This window comes from Tolypothrix tenuis PCC 7101 (genome assembly GCF_963874875.1).
In the GTDB taxonomy this organism is placed as follows: domain Bacteria; phylum Cyanobacteriota; class Cyanobacteriia; order Cyanobacteriales; family Nostocaceae; genus Aulosira; species Aulosira tenue.
The window spans coordinates 541,957-567,117 of sequence record NZ_CAWNJS010000001.1 but is presented as its reverse complement, the minus strand read 5'-3'; the positions used below and the strand labels follow the sequence as shown (position 1 = coordinate 567,117).

The 25,161-nt window shown below is 41.4% G+C and carries 24 protein-coding genes; 14 read left to right on the top strand and 10 right to left on the bottom strand.

Translation table 11 applies throughout. The annotated features are described in order from the left end of the window. Nucleotides 1–68: 68 nt before the first annotated feature. From AACU25_RS02325 to AACU25_RS02315, 3 genes are all read left to right on the top strand, one after another. Nucleotides 69–1,484: a glycoside hydrolase 100 family protein gene (locus AACU25_RS02325; protein ID WP_096573739.1), complete on the top strand. Its 1,416-nt coding sequence runs from the start codon at nt 69–71 to the stop codon at nt 1,482–1,484. A gap of 192 nt (nt 1,485–1,676) precedes the next feature. Beyond that, nucleotides 1,677–3,059, top strand: coding sequence for a 16S rRNA (cytosine(967)-C(5))-methyltransferase (locus AACU25_RS02320; RefSeq protein WP_096573738.1), 1,383 nt, complete (start codon nt 1,677–1,679; stop codon nt 3,057–3,059). A 56-nt stretch (nt 3,060–3,115) separates the two neighbouring features. Next, nucleotides 3,116–3,538 carry a tellurite resistance TerB family protein gene (locus AACU25_RS02315; RefSeq protein WP_096573737.1) on the top strand — a complete coding sequence of 141 codons (423 nt, stop codon included), beginning with the start codon at nt 3,116–3,118 and terminating at the stop codon, nt 3,536–3,538. A gap of 94 nt (nt 3,539–3,632) precedes the next feature. Here the strand turns inward: AACU25_RS02315 and psb35 are convergent, their stop codons facing one another. Further along, nucleotides 3,633–3,857 carry a photosystem II assembly protein Psb35 gene (gene psb35, locus AACU25_RS02310; protein ID WP_045871887.1) on the bottom strand — a complete coding sequence of 75 codons (225 nt, stop codon included), beginning with the start codon at nt 3,855–3,857 and terminating at the stop codon, nt 3,633–3,635. Nucleotides 3,858–4,199: 342 nt separating this feature from the next. Beyond that, nucleotides 4,200–6,656: a transglycosylase domain-containing protein gene (locus AACU25_RS02305; protein ID WP_096573736.1), complete on the bottom strand. Its 2,457-nt coding sequence runs from the start codon at nt 6,654–6,656 to the stop codon at nt 4,200–4,202. Between the two features lie 259 nt (nt 6,657–6,915). On the opposite strand from AACU25_RS02305, the gene folK reads away from it, so the two are divergent. From folK to AACU25_RS02275, 6 genes are all read left to right on the top strand, one after another. Further along, nucleotides 6,916–7,428: a 2-amino-4-hydroxy-6-hydroxymethyldihydropteridine diphosphokinase gene (gene folK / locus AACU25_RS02300; RefSeq protein WP_096573735.1), complete on the top strand. Its 513-nt coding sequence runs from the start codon at nt 6,916–6,918 to the stop codon at nt 7,426–7,428. 87 nt (nt 7,429–7,515) lie between these two features. Then, entirely contained in the window at nt 7,516–8,064 is a 549-nt protein-coding gene (locus AACU25_RS02295) for an NUDIX hydrolase (RefSeq protein WP_096573734.1), read from the top strand. A 314-nt stretch (nt 8,065–8,378) separates the two neighbouring features. Then, nucleotides 8,379–9,239, top strand: a complete 861-nt coding sequence (locus AACU25_RS02290) for an ADP-ribosylglycohydrolase family protein (protein ID WP_096573733.1) — start codon at nt 8,379–8,381, stop codon at nt 9,237–9,239. Between the two features lie 141 nt (nt 9,240–9,380). Further along, complete coding sequence (locus AACU25_RS02285; RefSeq protein WP_339381995.1) at nt 9,381–10,097, top strand: hypothetical protein; 717 nt, start codon at nt 9,381–9,383, stop codon at nt 10,095–10,097. Between the two features lie 218 nt (nt 10,098–10,315). Beyond that, nucleotides 10,316–10,921, top strand: a complete 606-nt coding sequence (locus AACU25_RS02280; RefSeq protein ID WP_045869196.1) for a DUF3038 domain-containing protein — start codon at nt 10,316–10,318, stop codon at nt 10,919–10,921. Between the two features lie 69 nt (nt 10,922–10,990). Next, a complete protein-coding gene (locus AACU25_RS02275) occupies nt 10,991–12,658 on the top strand; it encodes a DUF4335 domain-containing protein (protein ID WP_096573732.1) in 1,668 nt (555 codons plus the stop codon). Nucleotides 12,659–12,826: 168 nt separating this feature from the next. Here the strand turns inward: AACU25_RS02275 and AACU25_RS02270 are convergent, their stop codons facing one another. The 5 genes from AACU25_RS02270 to AACU25_RS02250 all read right to left on the bottom strand — a co-directional run bounded on the left by AACU25_RS02270 (nt 12,827) and on the right by AACU25_RS02250 (nt 15,557). Beyond that, a complete protein-coding gene (locus tag AACU25_RS02270; RefSeq protein ID WP_096573731.1) occupies nt 12,827–13,288 on the bottom strand; it encodes a ferredoxin in 462 nt (153 codons plus the stop codon). Then, nucleotides 13,288–13,674: a DUF1257 domain-containing protein gene (locus tag AACU25_RS02265; RefSeq protein WP_096573730.1), complete on the bottom strand. Its 387-nt coding sequence runs from the start codon at nt 13,672–13,674 to the stop codon at nt 13,288–13,290. Before AACU25_RS02265 ends, AACU25_RS02270 begins: the two co-directional genes overlap by 1 nt. 40 nt (nt 13,675–13,714) lie before the next feature. Then, nucleotides 13,715–13,927 (bottom strand): DUF2997 domain-containing protein, encoded by a 213-nt coding sequence (locus AACU25_RS02260; protein WP_045869200.1) that lies wholly within the window; start codon nt 13,925–13,927, stop codon nt 13,715–13,717. 509 nt (nt 13,928–14,436) lie between these two features. After that, on the bottom strand, nt 14,437–14,922 hold the full coding sequence (locus AACU25_RS02255) for a GNAT family N-acetyltransferase (protein ID WP_096573729.1): 486 nt from the start codon (nt 14,920–14,922) through the stop codon (nt 14,437–14,439). A 77-nt stretch (nt 14,923–14,999) separates the two neighbouring features. Continuing rightward, nucleotides 15,000–15,557, bottom strand: coding sequence for an NUDIX hydrolase (locus AACU25_RS02250; RefSeq protein WP_096573728.1), 558 nt, complete (start codon nt 15,555–15,557; stop codon nt 15,000–15,002). Between the two features lie 147 nt (nt 15,558–15,704). Between AACU25_RS02250 and AACU25_RS02245 the strand changes: the two genes are divergently transcribed. The 3 genes from AACU25_RS02245 to AACU25_RS02235 all read left to right on the top strand — a co-directional run bounded on the left by AACU25_RS02245 (nt 15,705) and on the right by AACU25_RS02235 (nt 18,451). Then, on the top strand, nt 15,705–16,757 hold the full coding sequence (locus AACU25_RS02245) for a dipeptide epimerase (RefSeq protein WP_096573727.1): 1,053 nt from the start codon (nt 15,705–15,707) through the stop codon (nt 16,755–16,757). Further along, nucleotides 16,741–17,787: an N-acetyltransferase DgcN family protein gene (locus AACU25_RS02240; RefSeq protein ID WP_096573726.1), complete on the top strand. Its 1,047-nt coding sequence runs from the start codon at nt 16,741–16,743 to the stop codon at nt 17,785–17,787. Before AACU25_RS02245 ends, AACU25_RS02240 begins: the two co-directional genes overlap by 17 nt. Before the next feature lie 418 nt (nt 17,788–18,205). Further along, nucleotides 18,206–18,451: an HNH endonuclease gene (locus AACU25_RS02235; protein ID WP_096573725.1), complete on the top strand. Its 246-nt coding sequence runs from the start codon at nt 18,206–18,208 to the stop codon at nt 18,449–18,451. An 80-nt stretch (nt 18,452–18,531) separates the two neighbouring features. Here the strand turns inward: AACU25_RS02235 and AACU25_RS02230 are convergent, their stop codons facing one another. The 3 genes from AACU25_RS02230 to AACU25_RS02220 all read right to left on the bottom strand — a co-directional run bounded on the left by AACU25_RS02230 (nt 18,532) and on the right by AACU25_RS02220 (nt 23,097). Continuing rightward, nucleotides 18,532–19,104: a hypothetical protein gene (locus AACU25_RS02230; RefSeq protein ID WP_096573724.1), complete on the bottom strand. Its 573-nt coding sequence runs from the start codon at nt 19,102–19,104 to the stop codon at nt 18,532–18,534. 208 nt (nt 19,105–19,312) lie between these two features. Then, entirely contained in the window at nt 19,313–20,521 is a 1,209-nt protein-coding gene (locus tag AACU25_RS02225; RefSeq protein ID WP_096573723.1) for a hypothetical protein, read from the bottom strand. 971 nt (nt 20,522–21,492) lie between these two features. Then, nucleotides 21,493–23,097 carry a peptide ligase PGM1-related protein gene (locus AACU25_RS02220; RefSeq protein WP_096573722.1) on the bottom strand — a complete coding sequence of 535 codons (1,605 nt, stop codon included), beginning with the start codon at nt 23,095–23,097 and terminating at the stop codon, nt 21,493–21,495. A 547-nt stretch (nt 23,098–23,644) separates the two neighbouring features. On the opposite strand from AACU25_RS02220, the gene AACU25_RS02215 reads away from it, so the two are divergent. Further along, on the top strand, nt 23,645–24,502 hold the full coding sequence (locus AACU25_RS02215; protein WP_096573721.1) for an SDR family oxidoreductase: 858 nt from the start codon (nt 23,645–23,647) through the stop codon (nt 24,500–24,502). Nucleotides 24,503–24,814: 312 nt separating this feature from the next. Then, on the top strand, nt 24,815–25,072 hold the full coding sequence (locus AACU25_RS02210; protein ID WP_096573720.1) for a hypothetical protein: 258 nt from the start codon (nt 24,815–24,817) through the stop codon (nt 25,070–25,072). The last annotated feature ends 89 nt before the right edge of the window (nt 25,073–25,161 follow it).

Genomic DNA, 25,161 nt, shown 5'->3' with positions numbered 1-25,161 from the left:
AAAGCTTCAGCACTCAATAAAAGTATCATCTACTGCCAACATCCAAGCAAAATGGAGTGTTTATCGCTATGGAAAAAGAGAAATTATATACATTTGATGATATAGAAAAACAGGCCTGGGAACTGCTAGAAAATTCAATTCTCTATTATCAAGGTCGTCCTGTAGGTACAATAGCTGCAAGAGATCCATCATCAACAGGGTTGAATTATGACCATTGCTTTGTGCGAGATTTCGTCTCTTCAGCCATACTTTTTCTGATTAAAGGTAGATATGATATTGTCCAAAATTTTTTGGAAGAGACTTTAAAATTACAACCTACACAAAATCAATTAAACGCTTATACTCGTGGTAAAGGTTTGATACCAGCCAGCTTTAAAGTTGTAGTAAAAGATGGACAAGAAACCTTAGAAGCGGATTTTGGTGAACAGGCGATCGCACGAGTGACACCAGTTGATTCTTGTCTATGGTGGATTCTGATTTTATATGCCTATGTTAAAGCTACAAAAGATATAAAATTTGCCTTACAGCCGCAATTTCAGCAAGGAATCATGTTAATTATGGAACTCTGCTTGGCGACGCGATTTGATATGTACCCAACGCTATTAGTTCCAGATGGTTCTTGTATGATTCATCGGCGTTTAGGTATTTATGGTTATCCTTTAGAAATTCAAGTTTTATTTTATGCAGCTTTACGGGCGGCGCGCAAGCTATTAATTTGTGCTGGTAATGAAGAAATTGTAATCGGTATTAATAACCGCTTACCTTTATTAAGAGAGCATATTCGCAATCATTATTGGATAGATATACCTCGTCTGAATATAATTTATCACTTTAAAGGTGAGGAATACGGACAAACAGCAGTTAATCAATTTAATATTTATGCAGATTCAATTTCTTATATTAACTTGGCTCTTTGGTTACCAAAAATTGGTGGTTATTTAGCAGGAAATGTTGGGCCGTCACAGCTAGATACACGCTTTTTTGCACTGGGAAATTTAATGGCAATTATTTCTTCTTTAGCGAGCGATCGCCAATCGCAAGCCATTATGAACCTGATTGAAGAACAATGGCAAGACCTAGTGGGAGAAATGCCGATGAAAATCTGCTTTCCGGCTGTCGAAAAAGAAGAGTACAGGATTTTTACTGGATGTGACCCTAAAAATATACCTTGGTCGTATCATAATGGTGGCAGCTGGCCTGTTTTATTGTGGTTGTTAACTGCTGCTGCTCAAAAAACAGGTAGAATAAATCTTGCTGAAAAAGCGATCGCACTTGCCGAAACACGCTTGAGTGCAGATGAATGGCCAGAATATTATGATGGGACTAGGGGTTTATTAATTGGCAAAGAAGCGAGAAGATATCAAACTTGGACAATTACTGGATTTTTATTAGCCAAAGAATTGATGAGAAACCCCGAACATTTAGGTTTGATTAGTTTTGGTGAATTAGATTTAAGTGATGCTTCACAAGTTTGTGATTTGTAACTTTTAAGAACTAAAATAATTTGGTCATAATAATTTCATATATGGGAATCTGATTTGATTTCTGATAAATCTTAGCTGATGCGTTACGCTATCGCTAACGCATCCTACATGCAATCCTATTTTTTCTAAATTTATAGTCTGAGTATAATTAAAATTCTCTAGATTATAGAATCTAACATTTTAAAGATTTCCATGACAAATGCTCGTCAAATAGCTTTTCTTGCCCTGCGAGATGTTCACAAAGGGGCTTATGCTGATTTTGCTTTAGATAAAGTACTACAAAAATTTAAATTACAAGACACGGATCGCCGTTTAGTTACAGAATTAGTTTATGGTAGCGTCAGGCGACAACGCACTCTTGATGCGTTAATTGACCAATTCGCTAAAAAGAAATCTCACCAACAACCCAAAGAACTCCGCACTATCCTGCATCTTGGCTTATATCAGCTGTGCTATCAAGAGAGAATTCCGGCTTCTGCGGCTGTGAATACGACTGTGCAACTAGCTAAAGAAAATGGCTTTGCGGGATTAACTGGTTTTGTAAATGGTCTATTGCGGCAATATATTAGACAAGTTGAAGGAGATGAGGAAGATGAGGGGGAAAAACCTACCTCATCCCATCTCCCCTTGCAACTTCCAGAAAATCCTGTGGAACGCTTGGGGATTGTACACAGCTTTCCTGACTGGATTCTTCAAGTATGGTTGGAACAACTGAGTGTTTCTGATACAGAACAGTTGTGTGAATGGATGAACCAATCACCCACCATTGATTTGCGAATCAACCCGCTTCGCTGTTCTATTGAAGAGGTAGAAGCGGTGTTGCAATCGGCTGATGTTTTAGTTAGGCGGATACCCCACCTACCCCAAGCTTTAAGATTGATTAGTAATAGTGGGCCGATTCAAAATTTACCTGGTTTCCGTGAAGGTTGGTGGGTTGTCCAAGATAGTAGCGCGCAATTGGTGAGTCATTTACTCGACCCGCAACCAGGGGAAGTGGTGATTGATGCTTGTGCTGCGCCAGGTGGGAAAACTACCCACATTGCTGAGTTGATGGGAGATAAAGGGAAAATTTGGGCTTGCGATCGCACTGCTTCTCGTCTCAAAAAATTGCAAGAAAACGCCAAACGCTTGAATTTGCAATCTATTGAAATTTGTACTGGTGACAGTCGTGAATTTTTACAGTTTCAAAATATAGGCGATCGCGTATTATTAGATGCGCCATGCTCTGGTTTGGGAACTCTCCACCGTCACGCTGATGCACGTTGGCGACAAACACCTGAAACTGTGCAAGAACTTTCTCAACTGCAAACAGAACTTATATCCCATACTGCTACTTTTGTCAAACCCGGCGGTGTCCTTGTCTACGCTACCTGTACCCTACATCCTTTAGAAAATGAGGCTGTAATTACCCAATTTTTGGCTAATTCTCCTGATTGGCAAATTGAACCGCCTCAGAAAGATTCACCTGCTTTTGCCTATTCCACCCCTGAAGGTTGGTGTAAAGTCTGGCCCCACCGCCAAGACATGGATGGCTTTTTTATGGTGCGCTTAAGAAAAACTAATAATTCCGAGTGAACACTGTTTGTGATTGTACTATTTAAGCGAGGTTGAAATCTCCCAGAGGATGCAGCATGGTTACTGATTCCAATGTGAAAAACTTAGTGAAAATCCTGATCGGGGCAGCTTGGATTGATGGTAGAATCCAACCGGAAGAACGCCAATATTTGCGCGAAATCGCCCAAGCTAAAGGTGTAGCCACCGATCCAGAGATTAAGCCTTGGTTGTACGAATTAGTTCCTGTACAACCAAATGAGTGCTATAGCTGGGTACAAGAATATTTAGGCGATCATCCTAGCTTAGAAGATTACGAAAGTTTGATTGAAGCTATCAGTGGACTAATTTATAGTGACGGGGATGTGGCAATTGAAGAAGCAAGACTCCTAACCAAATTACAGGAGTTAGGCAAAGCCAGTGGGTCACATCCATCAGCCTACAATACTTTACTCAAACAAATTCAAAAGCTCTATCGCCGTTGGGTTGATGTGCAAAATTAAAAGAGATTTATGATTATTGGTTTAAGCAGACGCGATATCTCGCGCCTGACCATGTTTTTTAAATTTCGTAATTTAACTCAGCACTCATCAGTACTTATGACTTCGGTTCACCCAGTCCCGGAGTTTCTTCTTTTTCTACCTTGGGTACAAAGTCAGGACGTTCTTTGCTTTCCCAACCTGGTGGACGCTTAGAGTTATACCAGGCGATGGAACCAATGGTAACAGCGGCAATAAAACCAAATACATATACAAATGTAAAAGCAAAAGGAAAATGAGGCCCATCTGCTATTGGTGCGGCTGTTTGCATGAATATAAGCATGAGTATATTCTCCTAATCTAGGTAACACTGCTTAACACACTATAAAACGAGCGTATCACCTAACATCCCTCTGTAGTTTGAACCCAGCAATTTTAGATTTTAGATTTTAGATTTGGGATTTTGCATTGACCACATAGCGAAATGGAGGTTATACATGGTTTCTAAGCTTTTTGAGACTAACTGAACGGTATTGAATGATAGTCTCAAGCCTTAAAAATCCGTTAAATAATGAGAATAATCTCAATTATTTAACGGAAACGTCAATATTTACCCTTCAAATTACTCAGCACTTTTGTACAGACGCGATTAATCGCGTCTGTTGCAACTCAGCACTAACCAGACTTATTGCGAGGAAGATGGTCTCAGTCTCTCCCGCCAGGTAGGGGTGGAATTTGAGGAACCAGAGGAACCAGATGAGCCACTACCAGAAGATGAAGCAGAACTCCGAGATCTCCGAGGTGAAGAAGGTTGGGATTCTACACTCCTGCGCCGACGAGGACGAGATTCTGAAGATGAATCGCTGCTGCTAGCTTCTGTGCTACGATAGCGCCGCCGTCTGCTATATGACGGGGTGTCATCATTTTGTTCTTGATCATAACGTCTGCGCCGCCGTCTTGGGGTTTCATCTTGTTGTTGCTGGTCTTCTTGAGAATATCTCCGCCTTCTAGATGGGCGTTCCTCATTATTAGAGTTATCCTCATCTTCATCATTAGAAGGAACAGCTTTATTGACAATGCTTTTAGGCTTGAGGCGCTCGGCTTTAATCGTACCCTTACGACCATCTAATTTCGGCCTTGGGGGAAACTTTTCGACCGGCATCTCTTTAACGGCTTGTTCCATAAATTCATGCCAGGTATAAGCAGCGCTACCACTACTACCCCAAGTCGGGCGGTTATCATCGTTACCTAACCAAACTCCGGTGACGATTTGGGGAATGTAACCAATAAACCATAAATCCCGGGCTTCGTCAGATGTACCAGTCTTACCTGCTACAGGTCGATTATCTAATTGGGCTGCTGCACCAGTCCCTTCTTCCACAACATTACGTAGCATCCAAGTCATAATCGCAGCACTATCAGCATCTAGCGCCCGCTTGGAGGAAAAATCAGATGACCAAATTACTTGCCCTTGGCGGTTGAGAATACGGCGAATACCGTGAGCTTCGGTGTGCAAGCCTTGAGTGGCAAAGCTGCCGTAAGCGCTAGTTAATTCCAGCAAATTGACTTCATTGGAACCTAGCGCTAAAGAATAAGTGGGCTTAAGTTCAGATTTAATGCCCATATCTTTAGCTAGCTTAATTGTTGGCTCAAATCCCACATCAATCAACACCTTCACCGCAATAATATTAATGGAACGGGTGAGGGCATCACGCATATTCATCCAGCCACGGAAGTTTTCGCTGTAGTTTTTGGGTTCATAACCATCTACAACAAAGGGTGCATCTAAATAGCTATCGTAGGGACTCTTACCACTAGCGATCGCAGTCGCATAAACAAAGCCTTTAAAGGTTGAGCCTGGTTGACGCTGGGCTTGAGTAACCCGATTAAACTGGTTTTTTCCAAAATCTTTACCCCCCACCATCGCTTGAATTTCTCCGTTGCGGGGGTCAATAGCGACCATTGCTGCTTGTTTAAAGTTTTCCCAGCGTCCTTGATTCCTCAAGGTTTTCGCAACTGCTTCCTCGGCAAATTTCTGCCAAGTTGGGTTTAAAGTGGTTTCAACAACTAACCCCCCACCTGCTAAAACATCAGGGGAAACGTATTTGGGTAATTCTTTTTGAATATAGGTAGTAAAGTAGGGTGATTCTACTTGCAGTCGCTTGGGGAAACTACTGTTCACAACTAGCGGTTCTTTGGTAGCCGCTTCCCTTTGGGCAGCGGTAATGATGCCATCTTCCTGCATCCGCTGTAGCACCAAGTTCCGCCTGGCTTTTGCCGCTTCAGGATTTTTATCTGGGGCGTAGAGGCTGGGTGCTGGGGCTAATCCAGCAATAGTAGCCATTTCCGGTAGGGTCAATTGGTCTACAGTTTTACTAAAATATACCCATGCTGCATCCGCTACACCATAAGCACCAGATCCCAAATACACCAAATTTAGGTAACGCTCAAGAATCTGGTCTTTGCTCAATTCATTTTCCATCTTTTGTGCCAGACGGACTTCTTTGAGCTTACGCCAAATAGTTTTTTCTTGTTTAAGGAAGAGAATACGCGCTAGCTGCTGGGTGATGGTGCTACCACCTTCCACCACATCTTGCGATCGCAAATTATTTAAAACTGCTCTGACTATTCCTTGCGGATCTACGCCATTATGTTGCCTAAATCGCCTATCTTCGGAAGCGATAAAAGCTTTTTTGAAATTATCTGGTATTTGCTCCAGTCTCAGTTGTTCTCTGGCTGCTTCACCTTGCTGTTGTAAAATTGTCCCGTCGGCAGCTTTAATAGTTAATGTCTGCTCGCGGATCACAGCGTTTAATTCCGATTTATCTGGCAAGGTGCGATCGATTGTCCCGATGCCGTAGCTAATCGCTATCACACTACCACCTACACCCAAACTAGCCCAGAACCAGAGGCGACGATAAAAAGGTTTATCGCGGCTGGAGAGTTTGGCAACGATTCCAGATGAGATGTTTTGCATCTGGCTCAGTACCGGCTTTAACTTGTCCAGCTTGGTTGATGGTAAGTTCTCATTTGCAGGTTCTTCGTTCTCGAGATGATTACCAGGCGACAATCGCGGCTTCTCCTTGTCAGATGCACTGAAATCGGGTGATCTTTGCTTGAACCAGGAGGTTAGTTTCCCCACGTTAGTTCCTCAGCTCAAATGTAGTTGTCACCTAACCACCAGCCAAAAATCACGGGGTTAGCGTACCACTTTCGTGTTAGTATAATATCCCATAAATAAAGAACTAAATTAAGTCAAATATGATGACTTTTTAGAATTCTTTAAATACGATCCCGTAAAGATTAGTACAGAATTCTCATCAATTATTCGGACTCAGCAGACCGTGGACTTAGCGGAAAAATATACCGCATGGTATAAGTATAAAGACCAGATAACTAGTATGGATGAAACTGCTGAGATTGCTACAGGTGTAGGTGCAGCTATCGCTCTAGGTAGTAATATCGGGGATTCGCGGTTGATTTTAGATGCAGCGATCGCCACCTTAGCCAAAACACCAGGGATTTTTGTTGAAGCCCAATCCCATTGGTATATAACTAAAGCCGTAGGCCCGCCACAACCAGATTATTTAAACGGCTGTGCAATATTGCGAATATTCATGTTACCGCATCTATTATTAGAAACATTATTAGCAATTGAACAGAAATTTGGACGGGTTCGTCAACAGAGGTGGGGCCCCCGCACCCTAGATTTAGATTTACTGTTGTATGATGATTTGATTTTACACACACCAAATTTGCAAATTCCCCATCCCCGGATGCGGGAGCGGGCTTTTGTACTAGTACCCTTAGCAGAAATAGCACCAAATTGGGTAGAACCAGTTTCCGGATGTGTGATTAAAGAACTGGTTAAAGATGTAGACTGTTCTGATGTACATTTATTCATGGGCAATTAAAATTACCACCCATAAACACAGAGAACTTCTGGATTGTACAGCCAGTCTGAATATTTGCCTTTGTATCGAAAGACAACAACTAATACTATGCCATTAGGTAGAGAATTACCGCAGCTGCTGAGACAACGCTTATTTTATAAAGGGCGCAAGTTTAATTTTGAAGTTAATCGCTTGCGGTTACCCAACAAAGCGGAGGGAGAATGGGAGTGTATTCGTCACCCAGGTGGCGCTCTAGCTGTGCCAGTTACAGAAGACGGTAAGCTAATTCTGTTGCGTCAGTATCGTTTTGCTATTCAAGGCAGAATTATCGAATTTCCGGCTGGTACTCTAGAACTCAATGAAGATCCCTTAGAAACAGTACAGCGGGAAATTCAGGAAGAAACTGGTTATCGTGCGAACAAATGGGACAAATTAGGAGAGTTCTTTCTGGCTCCGGGTTATTCTGATGAAATCCTCTATGCTTTTCTGGCGCGAGATTTGGAAAAGTTAGAGACACCGCCACAGAAAGAAGAGGATGAAGATATTGAAATTCTCTATTACACACCCGAAGAATTGGAGAAAGCCTTTTTAGACGGTGAACCAGTAGATGCGAAAACAATCTCTAGCTTTTTGTTAGCGCGTCCTTACTTGGTTTAGGGATGGGGACTGGGGATTAGGGACTGGGGATTAGGGATTGGGGAACTCGGGGCCCCCTCTGGGGATAAGGGGTAATGGGGACTGGGAAAAACATCAGATATTTCACCCTGTAGAGGCGTTAGCGTATCAGGGTGAAGCCCAGCTTTAACCTTTAGCTATTGTGGGAACTTGTAGATTCTCGTAGAAGTAGGGTGTGTTACGGCTATGAAAGGATTTGAGACACAGAGACAATGAAATTCAGCCGTAACGCACCGCCGCATGGATGGTGGGTTAGGCTTTATAAATAACCTCTTAGCTATTGTGGGAACTTGTAGATGCTCATAGAATTAGCAATTGGCGATGCCTACGGTGCAGGCTTTGAATACGCTGACGATATGAGCGTCTATAACGATTTGAGTCGATACGTTACCAATACTCGTCATCGACTCATCGCTGGTAAATACACAGACGACACGCAAATGAGCATTGCGATTCTCGTTCCGAGACACTTCGTGAACGCAGAAGTAATTATCTCCGCTGCACCTTGGACACCGCAAGTTTTAGCTGAAAGTTTTGTGACCTGCTTTAAACGCGATCGCAGAAAAGGTTATGCTAGTCGCTTCTACGATTTTCTAGAAAGTATCCCAGATGGAAGCGAGTTCCTAGCTAGAATCCACGCTGATAGCGATAAAAGCGGTGCAGCAATGCGTGCAGGGCCGATTGGGGTTTTTGCTACACCAGAAAAAGTCATAGAAGCCGCAACTATTCAAGCAGCTCTTACCCACAATACACCAGATGGCATTAACGCCGCCGTTGCCGCCGCGTTAATGACCCATTATTTTATTTACCAACTAGGGACAAAGCGCAAATTAGGACAGTTTCTCGAAGGTTATGTTTCTGGAGAATGGTCTAAGGCTTGGGAAGGTAAAGTTAAGTCTAAAGGATGGATGAGCGTCAGAGCCGCAATTACTGCAGTAATGCGAAATGATAGCATGAGCGAACTGTTAAAGGACTGTATAGCTTTCACCGGAGATGTGGATACAGTTGCCACAATAGCCCTAGCTGCTGGTTCATGCAGTCAAGAAGTCACACAAGACATCCCCAATCATCTTTTGATGGGTTTAGAGAATGGTACCTATGGCAGAGATTATCTCATCGAATTGGATAAACAGCTGATGAGTTTGGTAAGGCGGTAGGGATTGGGGACTGGGGAACTCGGGGCCCCCTCTGGGGATAAGGGGCAATGGGGACTGGGGACTGCTGACAGGTGTAGGTTTTTTACAAGGGTGTGAGTATTTAGTCTCTCTGGTCAGAAAATAAAATTAGAAACCCAAGGTGTGGATGAGACTCAAATGCTGAAAAATGAGTATCTCAAACAGTGGACACGCATAGTATCAGAGAAAATGCCACATCTGTCGATACCTCAAGTGGTGGGGCTGGCGACGTGGAGTTTTGGCATGGTAATGACCAAATCAAGTAGCTTGACAAAAGTCGCGCAATTGATCGCCAGAGTGAATGGCGAAAAAGCCGCAACGGTACGTCAAAGGTTAAGACAATGGTATGAGGAAGCAGAAGCCAAAAAAGGGCTTCATCGTCGCAGTCTGGATGTGAGCAGTTGTTTTGCACCATTACTGATGTGGGTATTAAGTTTACTGCCGACAAACATTGAACAGATAGCCTTAGCACTGGACGCAACAACTATTGGCAGTAAGTTCGTAGTCTTATCGCTGAATATTCTGTTGGCAGGATGTGGAATTCCCATTGCATGGTGTGTTGTACAAGCTAATGAACCAGGAAGTTGGAAAGGACATTGGTCAACCATCTTCCTATTCAACTTCATCGCTGGAGTTCTTTTCCTTCTACTCCTGTTGACGATTTATACTGTTTTAACTCCTCCTAAATGTAAAAAACCTACACCTGTCAGACTGGGGGAAGGGGGAAAAGGGGAAATTATTATTACCAATTACCCATTACCAATTACCAATGCCCCATGCCCTATGCCCAATCCCCATTTTCTTTACAATTTCTGCCTGATGCATTTACTTAGGGCGTGAAAATTCAGAAAGCTACATAAGTATTCTTGAAGTAATAATATTTCTGCTTTGTAGAAAATAAATTTTCATTTAGAGTAAGACAGAGATACATGCTGATTCCCACTGTGATCAAAGCTATCTGAAGTTTCAGGCTAAATGACTAGAGGAAACTCAGTTGAATGCTTAAGAGTCTGTTTCAAAATGGGTAACAGCAACCGTCCCTATAAGCCCGATCACCTATGCTAAAAGTTATGCACTCGGCCACCAATTCAGCTACCCCAAATTCCCAGTGGGAGGATCTAATCCAGCTTCCAACCCCAACTTATGTTGAATGGGATAATATCAAAACTCAGTTAGACTTAGTGCTGTTGGCACTAGAAACTTTAACTGGTCTTGGTTCCGAGGCGATGCTCTCGGCAGCAATTAGTTTGAATTTGGAGTCAAGAGTGCCAGATCGCGTAGCTTTGTGGCGCTTGCGCCAGTCAAATCCCCTACGCAAAGGACAAGGAGGGCGAAAAAAACTAGATGTAGAAGAGGCGCGATCGCTTGTTCTCATCACTTGCTACCTTGCCAAACAGCACCAAGAATTGATTCGTCGTGCTGTTGGTCTATTAGAACAAATGGCCGCAAATCACCAGGAACCTCACCAAACCGCTTTACTGGGAGATTATATAGATGCTTTCTGCAATACTTACCAAGAGCGCATGGAAGAGGATGAGCAAATTTCTACAGATTTATTAACTCATTTAGCGCTCAAACTGCTGGTAGATTTATTGTTTTACAGCGCCCCTGGTGGACACCGCCGTCTTTGGTTAGCACTGATAGACCGTTCCACAAAGTTTTAGATTTTGATTTTAGATCGCTCCTCCTAAATCCCAAATCGAACACCAATCATCTCCTTCGCAGTTTCTGCTATGCCTCTATCTAATTCTGTCATTCGTCGCTACACACCCCCCACCTGTACCCTCGAAGTGTTGGCGCAAAGCTCACCTTTATCCCGGTGGACGGGAAAAACTGTCCTCAAGCAACTCAGCTTTGAGTTGCGGTTTGACGATCCGCGACTACCAGAAGAAAGCAGACTCCCAATTCGGGGCGATCGCGATCAACTCGAAGCTTTGTGTGATGCAGTTTCAATCTACATTCAACAATTTCTCCAACAATCTCCCGAAACTTTTTCGCTGAGTTTTCCCAGCCCACAAGATTCTAGTAAAGTCGCTAGTGACGCGCAAATACAAGACTTTCAACAGACTGCACAACCAGTTAGTACTCAAACGTTAAGGTCTTTTCCCTCTTCTTTCCCTACAACAACAATATATTTAGAACCGAGCAGTTCTTTGACTCACAAGCTATTTCTCGGTTCCCTAGCCAGCCAAGCATCTGGCCCTGTAATCGAACTAAGTCTGTTGCAACTATTCGATTTAGCAACTGCTCTAGATGAATACTCGGCTGATATTATGGCGTTACCTACTCTGGAAAATACAGGCAGTTCGGTAGCAAAATTCCCAGTCTGGGCACCTGTAGCAGCTGTATTAGTCTTAGGTGTGGGACTATTACCAGTAACCTGGCAATATGTGAATAACATTAAGCCAAATCAGCAACAAACTGCGAAAAAACCCACTGCCAATTCAGGGACAATTGCTCTGCAACCCTCACCTCAAGTCAACCCAGAAGCAGGACTTGCAGCCCCTGACAGTTTTCCCCCATTACCAAATATTGGCTCGACTACACCAATTCCTACTTCTAGCTTGCCAGCAGATCCTCTATTAGTTCCTAATTCTGGAGTGGCTAGCAAAACCCAAACATTACCAAATACTAATTTTCCTGCTGCTCCCACATCTGCTGGTTCGAGTTTACCTAAGGGTGTGCCATCTCCAGCAACTGGACTGGGTATCAATCAAAAGACAAGCCCAACTTTTTCTACTAATCCACAGTTTGGCGTACCTACTACCATCGGTGACCAGCAAATTGCTTTGCAACCAAACTTGACACAGACCAAGCCTGGATCGATTAGCCCCAGCGATTTAGGTCTTCCGAAAAAGCGAGAATTACCGCCTAGCCTATCAACAGATAGAACTAGCCGTAGTGTCACCCCCAATCTTCCCATCACTGCGCCAGCGCTTCCTGTCATCCCTAATGAACCAACAAGTACAGCCAAGTTAGAAGGAGAATATAATCCTGCTTCTACAACATCTACCACAACTTCCAGAGCCAGTAGTGAGAGTGCGTTAGTTAATAAATTGCGGGGAACAAGAAAAACTGCAACGACAATAACGCCACAAGCTAATGACAGCACATTATTTGATACACCTCAGATAGCAGAAGCTAGACAATATCTGCAAAAACGCTGGCAACCACCTTCTGGATTAAAGCAAACACTAGAATATAGTGTGATGGTAGGTGTTGATGGTACTGTTGAACGAATTTTTCCCTTAAATAAAGCAGCCAGAGATTATGTAGATAGCGCTGGTATGCCAAATATCGGTACACCTTTCGTTTCTGCTAATAGATATGGCAGAAATGTCAGACTTAGAGCTGTACTTAGCCCAGATGGTAAAGTGCAAATCTTTCCAGAAACCGAATAATTATCAAGGTTTTCACTTAGTGGAAGATACTTTAGCAAGAAAATGGGGAATTGGTAATTGGTAATTGGTAATTGGATTTGACCTTTGACCCTCGACCCTTGACAAACAAAAAATAATAAATACCCAATAAAATAGGCTGGTTTTACCAGCCTATAGTTTTTTATTATTTTAATAACGAGATTTTTTTGTTTTTAATTTTTGTTTTTTCCGCCTCTTTTCTGTAGTAGCAACAGCATGATCCACCGGATAACCAACTACAGGAATTACCTGATATTTGCGTTCTTCTTCTAACTTTTTCAGTTCGGTGTAATCAAGCCAGTGAATGCAATCAACTGGACAAGTATCTATTGCTTCTTGAATGACTTCCTCTGCGTCCCCATCCTGACGAACTACACGCGATCGCCCATAATCTGGTTCAATGTAAAATGTGTTACGGGCAACATGAGCGCAATGCTTACAGCCAATACAAGTGATTTCGTCCACATATACACCTCTTTGGCGAAGCATTCCACCCAATTCCGGCTCTAAACCAGAGCGTTCGGGAGCATCCCGTAAAAAACCGCCTAATTCTGGTTCAAACCCGGAACGATTATCTTCTTGTTCTTCCGGCGAAGGCAGAAAATCAGCCATTACGCACTCCAGCGTTGTACTACCAGACGAATTGAACCATCTTCTTGTTGCTTTTGTTCGGTCACTTGAAAACCAACACGAGATGTTTCTTTCATGACTGTTTGATAAGCATAGCGCTGAGTCACTTGGCGCAAAAATCCATCTACAGATAGGTTTTGTTGCCAGTACTGTAAGTCAGCCACCAATTCATATTCTTGGCCGTTCCATCTAAAGCCGATATCATAACCATTCTCCTGCTCAATGGAAATTTCTGCAGGATGAGTTTGACCGCGATAGCCTCTTACTTCACGCGGGCCTGGCTTCCAATCTATACCCAATTCACTGAGAGCATCTTTCAAAGAGTCTAGGTTACGGATTTGAGTTTTAATTTGGCTAAAGTGTGACATGGTGGTTCTGAATTAACTAAAATAGACTATTTTTGAACAATTACCAATCACTGAAAGCGGTTTGCGTATTGACCACACCAGATTGTTGTACCTGATTATTGGCGAAAAATTCTGAAGTTGGCTCATTAACAAGCACTTGACCAAGTTGTGCTTCTATTGCTGCTGTGACTTCAGCACAAGAAGCACCCACAATGCCAGTGACTTTCTCTTGTACCCGACCATCTGGATAAATTATGAACTCTAATGTCTCCATGCTCTTGGCCAACCACGATAATACGCTTGAATTGTACTGCCTCAGCAGTCGGCTAAATATATAGCCGTCGGAACATTCCACTTAGATACAAACTTGCCATTTGTTAACTAATGTTCCATCTCTCAAAATATATATCTCAGAATTTTTACAAAAATTATTAATTTTATAAGTCGTTACGTTTGTCATTAGTTAGTTTCTCTTAACCTAATAGATTAGTCAAGCGGACAATTGAGCTAGCAAAATGACGGTTAAAAGGCTGAAATCCAGCATTAGCGGTAGTATAGCCAGTAAAGCCAGCAACAAAACTATAAAATTTATTGAAAATGTTTATCATTATCATTGAGTTTGACTAATTGAACTACTCAATGTCTAATACCAACTTTGGGATTTTAAATTGAAAACCTTGACCACAAGCCTGTTTCGAGACTTTCAAACAATAGTACTTAGGTTAATTTAGTGTAAATTTTTGCTCTTAACCATTGACTTAAATAGATAATTTGTGGGCTAGTTTATCTCTCTATCTTCGTCCCAGGAATCCAAGTTAGAAAAAATCGGTTACCTTTTTGCTCTGTAATTTCCGCACCCAAGCGATTATAAAAACTCAAACCGCGAGTGTTCCGAGCATCAGCGTTCCAAGCTAGATGGGTACAATTATTTTGCTGTGCAATTTGAGCTAGATGACTCATCAAAGCAGCGCCGGCTCCTTGGCTTCTCATATCTTCATTGACGTATAAATCATCTAACCAAATACTCGGTTGTCCTGCAAATGACGAGTATCTAAATCCATACAAAGCGAATCCAATCTCGCGTTCTGAAGTCGCTGCAAACAAAACGTAAGCAAAAGGAAGTTCACCAAAAATTGTTTGGCGAATTTTAGCTTCCGTTACTCGCAACACGCCATTAAAAGCGCCAATATTGCGGTCAAATTCTGCCTTCTTTTTGATGAATGAGAAAATCAGTGGTACATCATCAGGGGTTGCATTTCTGACTTTCATCAACTTCAAAACTATTTTTTATTAGGTTTAAATCAAGTGCGATCGCAATCTCTCAAAAATTCTCTTAGCCAAATTTATTACTTACCAGATTTGAGGAAATTTAACCCTAAAAACAACGCTGCCACAGTACCCGCCACGGCAATTTCACCTTGAGCAATTTTTTCTAACACCGATGTTACGGGTATTAAGATCACTTCAATTTCTTCTGTAATATCTAACTTTTGTTCTTGAACTTGCACTACATTTTCTGCTAGGAATAAATGAATTTGATTCGTATCTTTACTGGGCTTATCGTATAGTGTGGCAATTTTTCGTACTGCTTGCGTAACATAACCAGTTTCTTCTGCTAGTTCTCGCACTGCTGCTACTTCTGCACTTTCTTGTTGTGGATCAAAACTACCTGCAGGGAGTTCTATAAAAAAATCGCCAACAGCATGACGATATTGCCGGACAAACACAATTTCTTGATTGCTAGTTATCGGTAAAATTAAAGCTACTTCTGGTTTGAGATTAACAAAATAATCATCAATAATTTTGCCGTTAGGTAATTCTATTTCATCTCGTCTGACCTTACACCAAGGATGATCTAATACCATCTTTGATGTTAAAGTTGTCCATTTTTTGAGATTTTTCATATATACGCTAGCATTTGACAGCAATATGTCTAAATCTGGCAATTTTGACTATGTAAAAAAGTATAACAGATGTATCAAATCAACTAAACTTTAGCCCTACACTGTGATATTTGTGATATTTGGCCTAGCCATAGATAAAGTATATATATGCAACTTCAGGTCAAAATATTTACTGTAAATAAACGTTTTCCTTTGACAATTAGTCGGGGGACAACGTCACAGACAACGAATGTATGGGTGAGTATTTCCCAAGATGGGATTGAAGGCTGGGGAGAAGCGTCACCATTTGGTGTAGGCAATCATTCGCAATCAACAGAGAAAATTAAAGAGGCTTTACAAGAAATAGCACCAATTTTGCAACCTTTTAGCCCATTCCAAAGGCAGCAAGTTGAACAAGCTTTAATCGCAGTACAGGCTCCTTCTGCAGTGAGAGCCGCAGTGGATATGGCAATGCACGATTGGCTAGGTAAGCTTGTCTGTTTACCAGTGTGGCAACTTTGGGGACTTGATCGCCATTTGATAGTGCCTACCTCAGTTACCATTGGCATCAACTCACCAGCAGCAGCCAAAGCTAGGGCACGGGACTGGTTAGAATTTACAGATGTTCGTGTTTTCAAGGTGAAGCTAGGTAGTCCGGATGGCATAGATGCGGATCGGAAAATGTTCTTAGCAGTCCGTGAGGAAGCACCGAATTTGGAATTTTTTGTTGATGCTAATGGCGGTTGGAGTTTGCCAGATGCGATCGCCATGACTAGTTGGTTAGCTGATTTAGGTATAAAGTATGTAGAACAGCCACTACCACGGGGACAGGAACAAGGTTTAGCAGAATTAAAAGCGCGATCGCCTCTGCCGATATTTGTCGATGAAAGTTGCTTTACCAGCACCGATATCCCTCAACTAGCAAACTATGTAGATGGCATTAATATCAAACTCATGAAATCGGGAGGCTTAACAGAGGCAATGCGAATGGTACACACTGCAAAAGCCTATGGTTTACAAGTGATGTTTGGTTGCTATTCTGATAGTTCGTTAGCTAATACAGCCGCAGCACAGCTGGCTCCGCTGGCTGATTATTTAGATTTAGACAGTCATCTCAACCTCATCAACGATCCTTTTACAGGTGCATTGATCAAAGAAGGAAGAGTTTTGCCCAACGATTTACCAGGTTTGGGGGTACAACACAGTGCGTCTGCCACTTAATCAACGAATTGCTATTTTGCTACATGAGGGAACTGCTGGCAACCAGGGGAAAACTGGGTTGGCGATTTTACGCTATAGTGAAGCCCCTATAGTGGCTGTCATCGATCGCGACTGTGCAGGAAAATCTCTATCAGCACTCACGGGTATCAAACGTGATGTCCCGATTGTGGAGTCAGTAGCCGCATCTTTAGAATATCAGCCACAAGTTTTGGTAATTGGTATAGCCCCTAAAGGTGGTGCCGTACCAGATGATTATTGGCATGAAATCAAAGATGCGCTACAAGCGGGAATGTCTCTAGTCAATGGTTTGCATACACCATTGGCAACAATGCCAGAGTTAAATGCACTGCTAAAACCAGGACAAATAATTTGGGATGTCCGCAAAGAACCACCGAATTTAGGTGTTGCTGGTGGGTTGGCGCGCACCCTTCCCTGTCGGCGGGTGTTGACAGTAGGAACTGACATGGCGATTGGTAAGATGTCAACAAGCTTAGAACTGCATTGGGCAGCAAAACGCCGGGGATGGCGTTCTAAGTTTTTGGCAACAGGTCAAACTGGCGTAATGTTAGAAGGCGATGGTATACCTCTGGATGCCGTGCGGGTAGACTTTGCGGCTGGTGCAGTGGAACAAATGCTGATGCGCTACGGCAAAAACTACGACATTGTCCATGTGGAAGGACAAGGTTCCTTATTGCATCCCGGCTCAACAGCCACCTTACCTTTGATTCGTGGTTCCCAACCGACGCAATTAATACTCGTACATAAAGTAGGACAAACCCATATCCGCAATCATCCCCATGTACCCATTCCGCCTTTACCAGAGGTGATTCGGTTGTATGAAACTGTAGCTAGTGCGGCTGGTGCCTTTGCCCCTGTGCCTGTTGTAGGTATAGCATTAAACACAGCACATTTAGATGAAGCGGCAGCTAAAGATGCGATCGCCCAAACTACAAAAGAAACTGGGCTACCCTGTACTGACGTAGTACGGTTCGATGCAAACTTCCTGTTGAATGCCGTGATGAAAAGCTAAGTTTTACTGTGGCAAATAATTCCAGAAATTTATAAACTTGCTGTTAACAGTAAGTTTATAAATTCATAATTTATTATATGTAGATATTCCAATTATTCTTGCGATTGTTTTTCCTAGTTTTAAGTCAATACCCTTGGGTTAAGGTCATTAGCGATTAATTTGTCACTTATAAAAGAATCCAGAAGAATTGGGGGAGAATCCCCGAAACCCCCTCCAAAATTATTGTTCGGTTTTTTTGTTGAGTAACTAGTAGTTCACCACATAAGTAATGAGGGGTTGCGAGGTGTCAGATACCCGACTTCTTGAAGAAGTCGGGTATCTCGCAGCCTAGCAAAATTAATGTGGTGGATTACTAGTTTTTTGGTTTTGTGAGCAATTAATTCCTCTTTTCTATTCTCTAGCTTTTAGAGCTATTTTCATGAATAAAACCCCACGCATTAATATACCTGTAGAAGTAAGAAAGTATGTATTTCAACGCGATAAATATCAATGCCAAAGTTGTGGTAAAACGGCTTTAGAAACTAACCTCTCTATCGACCATATTATCCCTCTGTCGCGTGGTGGTCAAAATGATATTAGCAATCTTCAAACACTCTGCAATATTTGCAACCAGAAAAAATCAAATAACATTGACTCGCGCTTCAGGCGTAATTTTGAATTATAAAATAAAAACCATCCCTTTTTAAAAGAGGGATGGTAAAAAATCAGAATTATGGACACTTTAAATCAGGATATTCTGATGTTTTAACTAGCTTTCTTTAAAGCTTGTCTTAATTTTTTCAAATCTTTCGCAAGTTTCGCAATATCTTGATTTTTCATAAACTCGCGGAGAGATTGAGGGCTAAGTTGTTTTATCAGATTATTCCAAGCATTCACAGCGTTATTGAACTGAGTAATATTGACATTTTCTGTTGCCAATAAACCTGATATGGAGGTGATAAATGCTTGTACTGATTCTTGACTGGCTCCTAAAGTGACTAGGTTTGTCTGTAATTGAGTTTTGGCGCTATCAAAACTATCTTGTCCCTTCAAAAGGACTAAAATTGCGCCAGATATTGTATTAGCTCCAGCAGTTTGGCTAGTTATCTCAGATGCAGCTTGATTAAGCGCTGCTTGAGCTTCTGCTGTAACTATCAGTTCTCCATTTGGGCCAAGTTCTAAATTAGTACCTGGTACTATTTGGGGGGGGCGAGTTATTGGATTTGGCGGAATGAAACTACCACCAGAGTAACCTGATGATTCTTGGCTAGTTCCTTGATTAACAAATGTACCAGCATTTGTTCTATTAGCAGTAGCCAGCAAAACAGTCGATAACATTAACACGAGACCAAAACTTAGGGGGAATTTTTGCTTTTTCATGCTTTTGTCTCAGATTTATTCAGCGATAAAATTTAGAATCTACGTCTAATGTGAATTGAGTACCGTAAATTTTGTAACCTCTTCCATCGTTCCAAAACTACAATTTTTAATAAGTCTGGAAACCTTGATTGATAAAGAGGAGTTTTTTCTTCACATCAGGCATAATTTAAAACTGGATACTATACCCTGCACTCAAACTAAAACCAAGACCATTGCTGAAGCTGCCAGTTAGGTCTGTGAAAATAGTATTGATAACTATTGGAGTATTTGGAAAAGGAGCAAAAGACGCACCCATGTTTAAAGCATTCCCAGTCCAGCTACCTACTAAGGATGCTTGTGGTATAACTCGTAAGCCAACACTGCCGAAAATATTTGGTGGATTATCTTTTGAGTTCCTAAATGAACCTAGAGAGCGAAAATCACCGCTTCCAAGACCAAGAGAAACAGTCAAAGGCATTTGATTATTTTCATTATTTGGCTGTAAGTAAAATGCTTTAGTAACCACTCCATAGATTGTGTCTTTAGCTTTGTCAGCATCCCCCCAGCTAATGGGGTTAGACCAACCAATAGCGACTGCTGTTCCATCAGCAAAGTATTTGTGTAGTTTGAAACCGATACCGCCACTTTCACCAAAGTCACTAAAATTGGGATTTTGACCACCTACGCTAATAATATTGAGGTCAACTTCCAGCCCTACGGATTTCACCGCATCTCCTAAACCAAAGCCTAGAGCTAGTGAACCATCTGTTTTACCTTGATCTAAAGGAATATATATTCCCCCACCAATGAAAGCTTGACCCCAGCTAGCACCATAAGCAGTGGGAGTACCAGCACTAGAAGCAGGTGCGCCGCCTAAGCGAGCTCTGGGTATTTCAACTAAGGGTTCAACTAATAATTCTTGGCGTAACCTATTGGCTTCTCCTAAAGTATCACCTACAACTCCAGAAGAATCTGTTTGAGCAATTTGCGTGGGTTTTTTGTGGTTGAATGCGGTTTCTGTCTTTTGAGACAGTAAATCTTTTGCTCTTAAGTCTGCATTAGACTTGGCAATAATATGAGAACTAGCAGAAGATGCTTGCAGGCTTTGCGAAGAACTGAATTCAACAGTGGGGCTGCTATCTTCTATAGTGACTTTTCTCCAGTCTATATCCTGCTGTATGGCGCTCTTAAAAGCGGTGGTATCCTCTAATGCTGTGTCAGCAGAACTAAATTCACTGCTGGTATTATCAGCTAATAACTTATCTGCTGCAGCAGCAGGATGCGTTGAAATCGCTGTAGTCAGCAAAATACCAGTTACTAACGTTTTTCCTAACCCTAAGGAAATAGACGGCAATCTGTTGAGTAATAATATACTTAAGGCTTTTTCTTTTAACACAGTAAAATCCTCACACTAAAGCAAAAAACATAACACTGTACTAAGGTTGATTTATCCTATAGCAAAGTATTTATAAAGACAAGGCAAAGTATACTAATTTTGTTATATGGGATAGACAAAATTAGCTAAAAAGTCGTATCTATAAGGGTTATAGATTTTTTTTAGAAGGATACTAGTCTTTTAATCTGGCAAAATGATCGGTTTAAAATATTTTTTGTTATTCACATTTCACCGTATTATCACTAGTTGCAAATGATGCAAAGAAAAATTAATTTAAGTATTAATTACTTAAATGTTTTGTTACAAGTTTTGGGTTTAATGAACTTTGGAACAAGTGAAGAGTTGAAGCAACCTGTAGTATTGGGTAGATGAGCCGTTCTTATGTGTGAGTGCAGCTCATAGGCTGGTGGCAAGTCACTATTCAGTTATAATCGCAAAATTATTGAATGCCAATGCTATTCAAAATTGCTGAAATAGTGATAAATAGCTGGTTAATAGTATCTTGTATTCTAAAAATCACCAGTTTATGGCTGGAAATTTACTCTAGAAACTGAAGGTAAAGCCTGGCAAGATTTTAATTGCGATCGCTGGTCATAAGTGTGTAACCCATCCCTATTACGAAATACACACAGGACATACGTAGACAGATAATTTGAATTTCAGGATGTACCCCTGTGGAGAAGTAAGGTACGCCATTGGTGTAGCCTATACAGCAGAAAACAGGGGTTTAGCTTGAAAAATATAGGCTGAACCCCTGTCGAAAAATAAACCGCTCAGGGTGGTTTCATACAAGCAGAGAAAAACTAAAAGTGGGTTTCAAAGCCTCTCTCCCCGTGGGAGAGAGGTTTGGAGAGAGGGAAAAAGCCATGCTACAAAACGAGAAATCAAGACTTATGTATTTTCCTTTTTTCGTATGAAAGCACCCTGCTGTCGAAAAATAAACAGCTTACCTAAGCTTGACTAAGAAAAGCTTACTGGCTATGTCCATCCCAAATTAGAGGAAAGGCATAATCTGAGAATGATAGTGAATCTTGATTGTCACTGCGGCTTTCTTGATCGATGACTTTCACAACCTTGTTGTATATATCTTCAGCTTGCTGCAGAGAATCACCAATGCTGGTTAATCCCAACTTGCCAAACTGCGATAGACAACCCATGAGATGAAATACTGTACCTGTTTCTGTGCAGCTATCAAAGTGTAATCTGTAATGAGCGATGATATCCATCAAGTCATTAGGTAATAATCCTTGATAGCGGTCTTTTTGTAGGTTGTCGGTAGCAATGTAATATTTGGGACGACCTTGTTGACTATAAAATAACCCGGTAGATAGGTCATAGCGACCGTTGGTTAATAGTTTCAGCGTCATAAAAGGATGGGTAGTCCCGCCTTTACGCAGATTAATTTCGATCGCTTGAATATCCCACTGTCCACTACCCTGATCAACCGCGATAAAATCTACGCCAAACCTTTCTAAAGCACCTTTCTGGGCAAGTTTTCTGCCAACTTGCAAACCTAGTTGCTGCAATTCCAAACGGTAGCGTTCGTCTGCGGGGAATCGACAACCAAGATAAATTTGTCCATCTGGCCCTCCCAAGATTTGGTCGTGAGTGGAGAGAATTTCAACTTCACCTGTGGGTGTAATACGTCCTTGGACGCTAGGCGATCGCTTAATTTCTCCTTCAACAAAGGCCTCAACAATCGCCCCTAATTCTGTGATGCGTCCGGAAAAATTAGCCCAAGTCTCTTGGCTGGCTTGAAAGCGCATGGTTGCAAAGCGATCGCTAATTGCAGCAATTCTTTGAGCCGTACCAGCTTCTCCCGGTGCTAAATTCATAATCGGTCTTAAATCTAGCAACGCATTTCCTTCTCCAGAAATACCTTCATTGAGTTTGACTACCATGCGTTGCAATGTTGGCTGGCGTTCCCATAACTCACAAGCTGCAACTGCTAAATCTTTCTGGTTCCAAACTCTTTGGCTACCATCTGGATGGGGGACACCACATTCAGCAAATATTTGCCGACTACCGCTTTTGGAACCCCAAATCTGTAAATCTGGTGCAGCAGCATACAAAGGTACATCTAATTTTAAAGATAATTCCGCTTCTAAAAATGTGGAATTGTAACAAACCATGAATGATTTTTCATGGCGCAAAGATTGCTTAATTCTCTCTAGTAAACGAGGACGTTCTAAAATCTTTTGACTCAGAGGTTTGAGAGAAGAATCATAAGTTGAAAGTAATAGTAAACGATTGCGGGCATGGGAAAAAGGTATTCCAGGTAGCAGTTGCAGATAGTAATCAATAATGCTAGGATGCAACGGCATTGATGTTACATAAATTAACCTTGTACGCGGATTTCGTAACCGAATTAAAGAAAATAATAGTCTTTCTTCATAATGTTCGCAGCCTTCAACCTTTTGCAGTTCTCGCTGGTCGATACTCAAAGAAGGAATAATTAGAATATCCGCCTCACTGTTATCGAATAGCTCGATAGTTTTCCAGCGATCGCGTAAAGTAGATTGCAGACGACGAAACTGATCAACCTGGTCTAAATCAGAAATATTAGCTGTTACCATAACCCCTGCCCTGTCTTGATCCCAAGACTGTATTAATACTATGGTACATCTAGATGAGCGCTCAGATCGCAAGCTAGGACTGCTAAACAATTGCTGTGTACAGTAACTTAATTGATAATGCTGAATTTACTAGTTCCCTAGGATTTACCCCTTAAGATTGAGCTAACAAAAATTTTTTTACATCTTTAGATTGATAAAGTCTTACAACATAAAAGTTAATTTTGAAGCAGATGAACAGGATAAATCCTTCATCACAAGAGAGTTGTATACTTGTTTGCCGTGTTCAAGTTATTAGATTGTGTTAGGTGTGGGGAGAAATTATTTTAGTGACGTGCATTTACCAAACATGAGTTAGGTTGAGCTAATATCCGGGTTATAACAGCTTTAACTTATAAATGCTAAGTAATACACAAAGTAACCCTTGGGTTGAATTTTCGATCCAAGGTTTACTTTTGGCAATTAGGTAGTTGGTAATTCGTAATTCGTAATTGAATCAGTTCATGATTCATTATTTATCCTGACTTGGTTAATTTGTAGGAAAAGCTTTATGCCAGAAGAGAAGACTTTACAACCACCCCAGCAACAACAGCCGCCTGGTAAAGAATCTGAAATGCAGCCAAAACCCAAAGCAGATGATGCTAAATACCAGGGTAGTGGCAAGTTAAAAGATAAAGTAGCACTAATTACAGGTGGTGACAGTGGTATTGGCCGTGCTGTGGCGATCGCATTTGCCAAAGAAGGTGCAGATGTGGCGATCGTTTACCTGAACGAACATGACGATGCGAAAGAAACCAAACATTTAGTAGAACAACAAGGTCGGCGTGCAGTTGCGATCGCAGGTGATATTGGCGATGAAAATTTCTGCCAACACACTGTACAACAAACAATAGGTGAATTTGGTAAGCTCGATATTCTGGTCAATAATGCGGCTGAACAACATCCCCAAGAAAGTATCGAGGATATTACTAAAGAGCAGTTAGAACGCACTTTTCGCACAAATATTTTCTCGATGTTCTTCTTGACAAAAGCAGCATTAAAACACTTACAAGAAGGCAGTACCATTATTAATACTACATCAGTAACAGCTTATAAAGGTAACCCCCAACTCCTTGATTACTCTTCTACTAAAGGTGCAATTGTAGCTTTTACTCGTTCTTTATCAAAAAGCTTGGTAGAAAAAGGTATTAGAGTTAATGCTGTAGCACCAGGCCCAATTTGGACACCTTTAATTCCCTCAACTTTTCCCGAAGAGAAAGTGGAAAGTTTTGGTAAACAAGTACCCATGAAACGCGCTGGACAACCTGAAGAAGTTGCCCCTAGCTATGTATTTTTAGCCTCTGACGATAGTTCTTATATCTCTGGTCAAGTCATACATCCTAATGGTGGAGATGTAGTCAACGGCTAAATTTCTGCAAACAGAATTAGCTTATTTAATAAAGTTTTATCTGTATAGAACCCAACTTTTTCAATAAGTCAGGGTAAGGATGTTCAAATCTTAATTTGGTTTGGGGAAAAGGTGAAAGGGTAAGTGTTAAAGGTTTTTTGCCCCTTTTCCCCTTCCCTTTTTGCCATTAACTGATAAATGATGTGAATCATATTAAATAAAATTTAGTAACCCTTAGGGTGAATACTTCGTCCTCCATTAGATGGATGAAGAAATGTTAATTGCTTAGTAATCTATTCTGTAAACAACAAGTAATTATTAGCAAATAGACATATGGCATCCACAACACCATTGCTTGGTACAGAATTAGTAGATTGTGCTAGAGCAAATGCGAAGCAGGGCATTGAAACTGCTGCTTACCAATGCGGTTATGGCAACGATCTCAACAAATTTGCCCATGAATTAAGGCAAGCTTGCGAAGAAATGAATTTGCAAGTTAAAGAACTTACGGAACTAATTACTGACCAAGATTTGATATTACAAATAGGTACTGGCGAAGTAGTTGCTCCAGATACAGCTTCTGAACTTTAACGCAGAGGGGAATCAGGGAGATGAGGTAGATGAGGAAGCAGGGGAGAAAATGCCATTACCAATTACCCATTACCCATTACCAAATGACC

What these genes read in the sequence shown, in the direction of transcription:
- AACU25_RS02325 (WP_096573739.1), top strand. Translation starts at nt 69, where the DNA reads ATGGAAAAAGAGAAATTATATACATTTGATGATATAGAAAAACAGGCC.
- AACU25_RS02320 (WP_096573738.1), top strand. Translation starts at nt 1,677, where the DNA reads ATGACAAATGCTCGTCAAATAGCTTTTCTTGCCCTGCGAGATGTTCAC.
- AACU25_RS02315 (WP_096573737.1), top strand. Translation starts at nt 3,116, where the DNA reads ATGGTTACTGATTCCAATGTGAAAAACTTAGTGAAAATCCTGATCGGG.
- psb35 (WP_045871887.1), bottom strand. Translation starts at nt 3,857, where the DNA reads ATGCTTATATTCATGCAAACAGCCGCACCAATAGCAGATGGGCCTCAT.
- folK (WP_096573735.1), top strand. Translation starts at nt 6,916, where the DNA reads ATGGATGAAACTGCTGAGATTGCTACAGGTGTAGGTGCAGCTATCGCT.
- AACU25_RS02295 (WP_096573734.1), top strand. Translation starts at nt 7,516, where the DNA reads ATGCCATTAGGTAGAGAATTACCGCAGCTGCTGAGACAACGCTTATTT.
- AACU25_RS02290 (WP_096573733.1), top strand. Translation starts at nt 8,379, where the DNA reads ATGCTCATAGAATTAGCAATTGGCGATGCCTACGGTGCAGGCTTTGAA.
- AACU25_RS02280 (WP_045869196.1), top strand. Translation starts at nt 10,316, where the DNA reads ATGCTAAAAGTTATGCACTCGGCCACCAATTCAGCTACCCCAAATTCC.
- AACU25_RS02275 (WP_096573732.1), top strand. Translation starts at nt 10,991, where the DNA reads ATGCCTCTATCTAATTCTGTCATTCGTCGCTACACACCCCCCACCTGT.
- AACU25_RS02270 (WP_096573731.1), bottom strand. Translation starts at nt 13,288, where the DNA reads ATGGCTGATTTTCTGCCTTCGCCGGAAGAACAAGAAGATAATCGTTCC.
- AACU25_RS02265 (WP_096573730.1), bottom strand. Translation starts at nt 13,674, where the DNA reads ATGTCACACTTTAGCCAAATTAAAACTCAAATCCGTAACCTAGACTCT.
- AACU25_RS02260 (WP_045869200.1), bottom strand. Translation starts at nt 13,927, where the DNA reads ATGGAGACATTAGAGTTCATAATTTATCCAGATGGTCGGGTACAAGAG.
- AACU25_RS02255 (WP_096573729.1), bottom strand. Translation starts at nt 14,922, where the DNA reads ATGAAAGTCAGAAATGCAACCCCTGATGATGTACCACTGATTTTCTCA.
- AACU25_RS02250 (WP_096573728.1), bottom strand. Translation starts at nt 15,557, where the DNA reads ATGAAAAATCTCAAAAAATGGACAACTTTAACATCAAAGATGGTATTA.
- AACU25_RS02245 (WP_096573727.1), top strand. Translation starts at nt 15,705, where the DNA reads ATGCAACTTCAGGTCAAAATATTTACTGTAAATAAACGTTTTCCTTTG.
- AACU25_RS02235 (WP_096573725.1), top strand. Translation starts at nt 18,206, where the DNA reads ATGAATAAAACCCCACGCATTAATATACCTGTAGAAGTAAGAAAGTAT.
- AACU25_RS02230 (WP_096573724.1), bottom strand. Translation starts at nt 19,104, where the DNA reads ATGTTATCGACTGTTTTGCTGGCTACTGCTAATAGAACAAATGCTGGT.
- AACU25_RS02220 (WP_096573722.1), bottom strand. Translation starts at nt 23,097, where the DNA reads ATGGTAACAGCTAATATTTCTGATTTAGACCAGGTTGATCAGTTTCGT.
- AACU25_RS02215 (WP_096573721.1), top strand. Translation starts at nt 23,645, where the DNA reads ATGCCAGAAGAGAAGACTTTACAACCACCCCAGCAACAACAGCCGCCT.
- AACU25_RS02210 (WP_096573720.1), top strand. Translation starts at nt 24,815, where the DNA reads ATGGCATCCACAACACCATTGCTTGGTACAGAATTAGTAGATTGTGCT.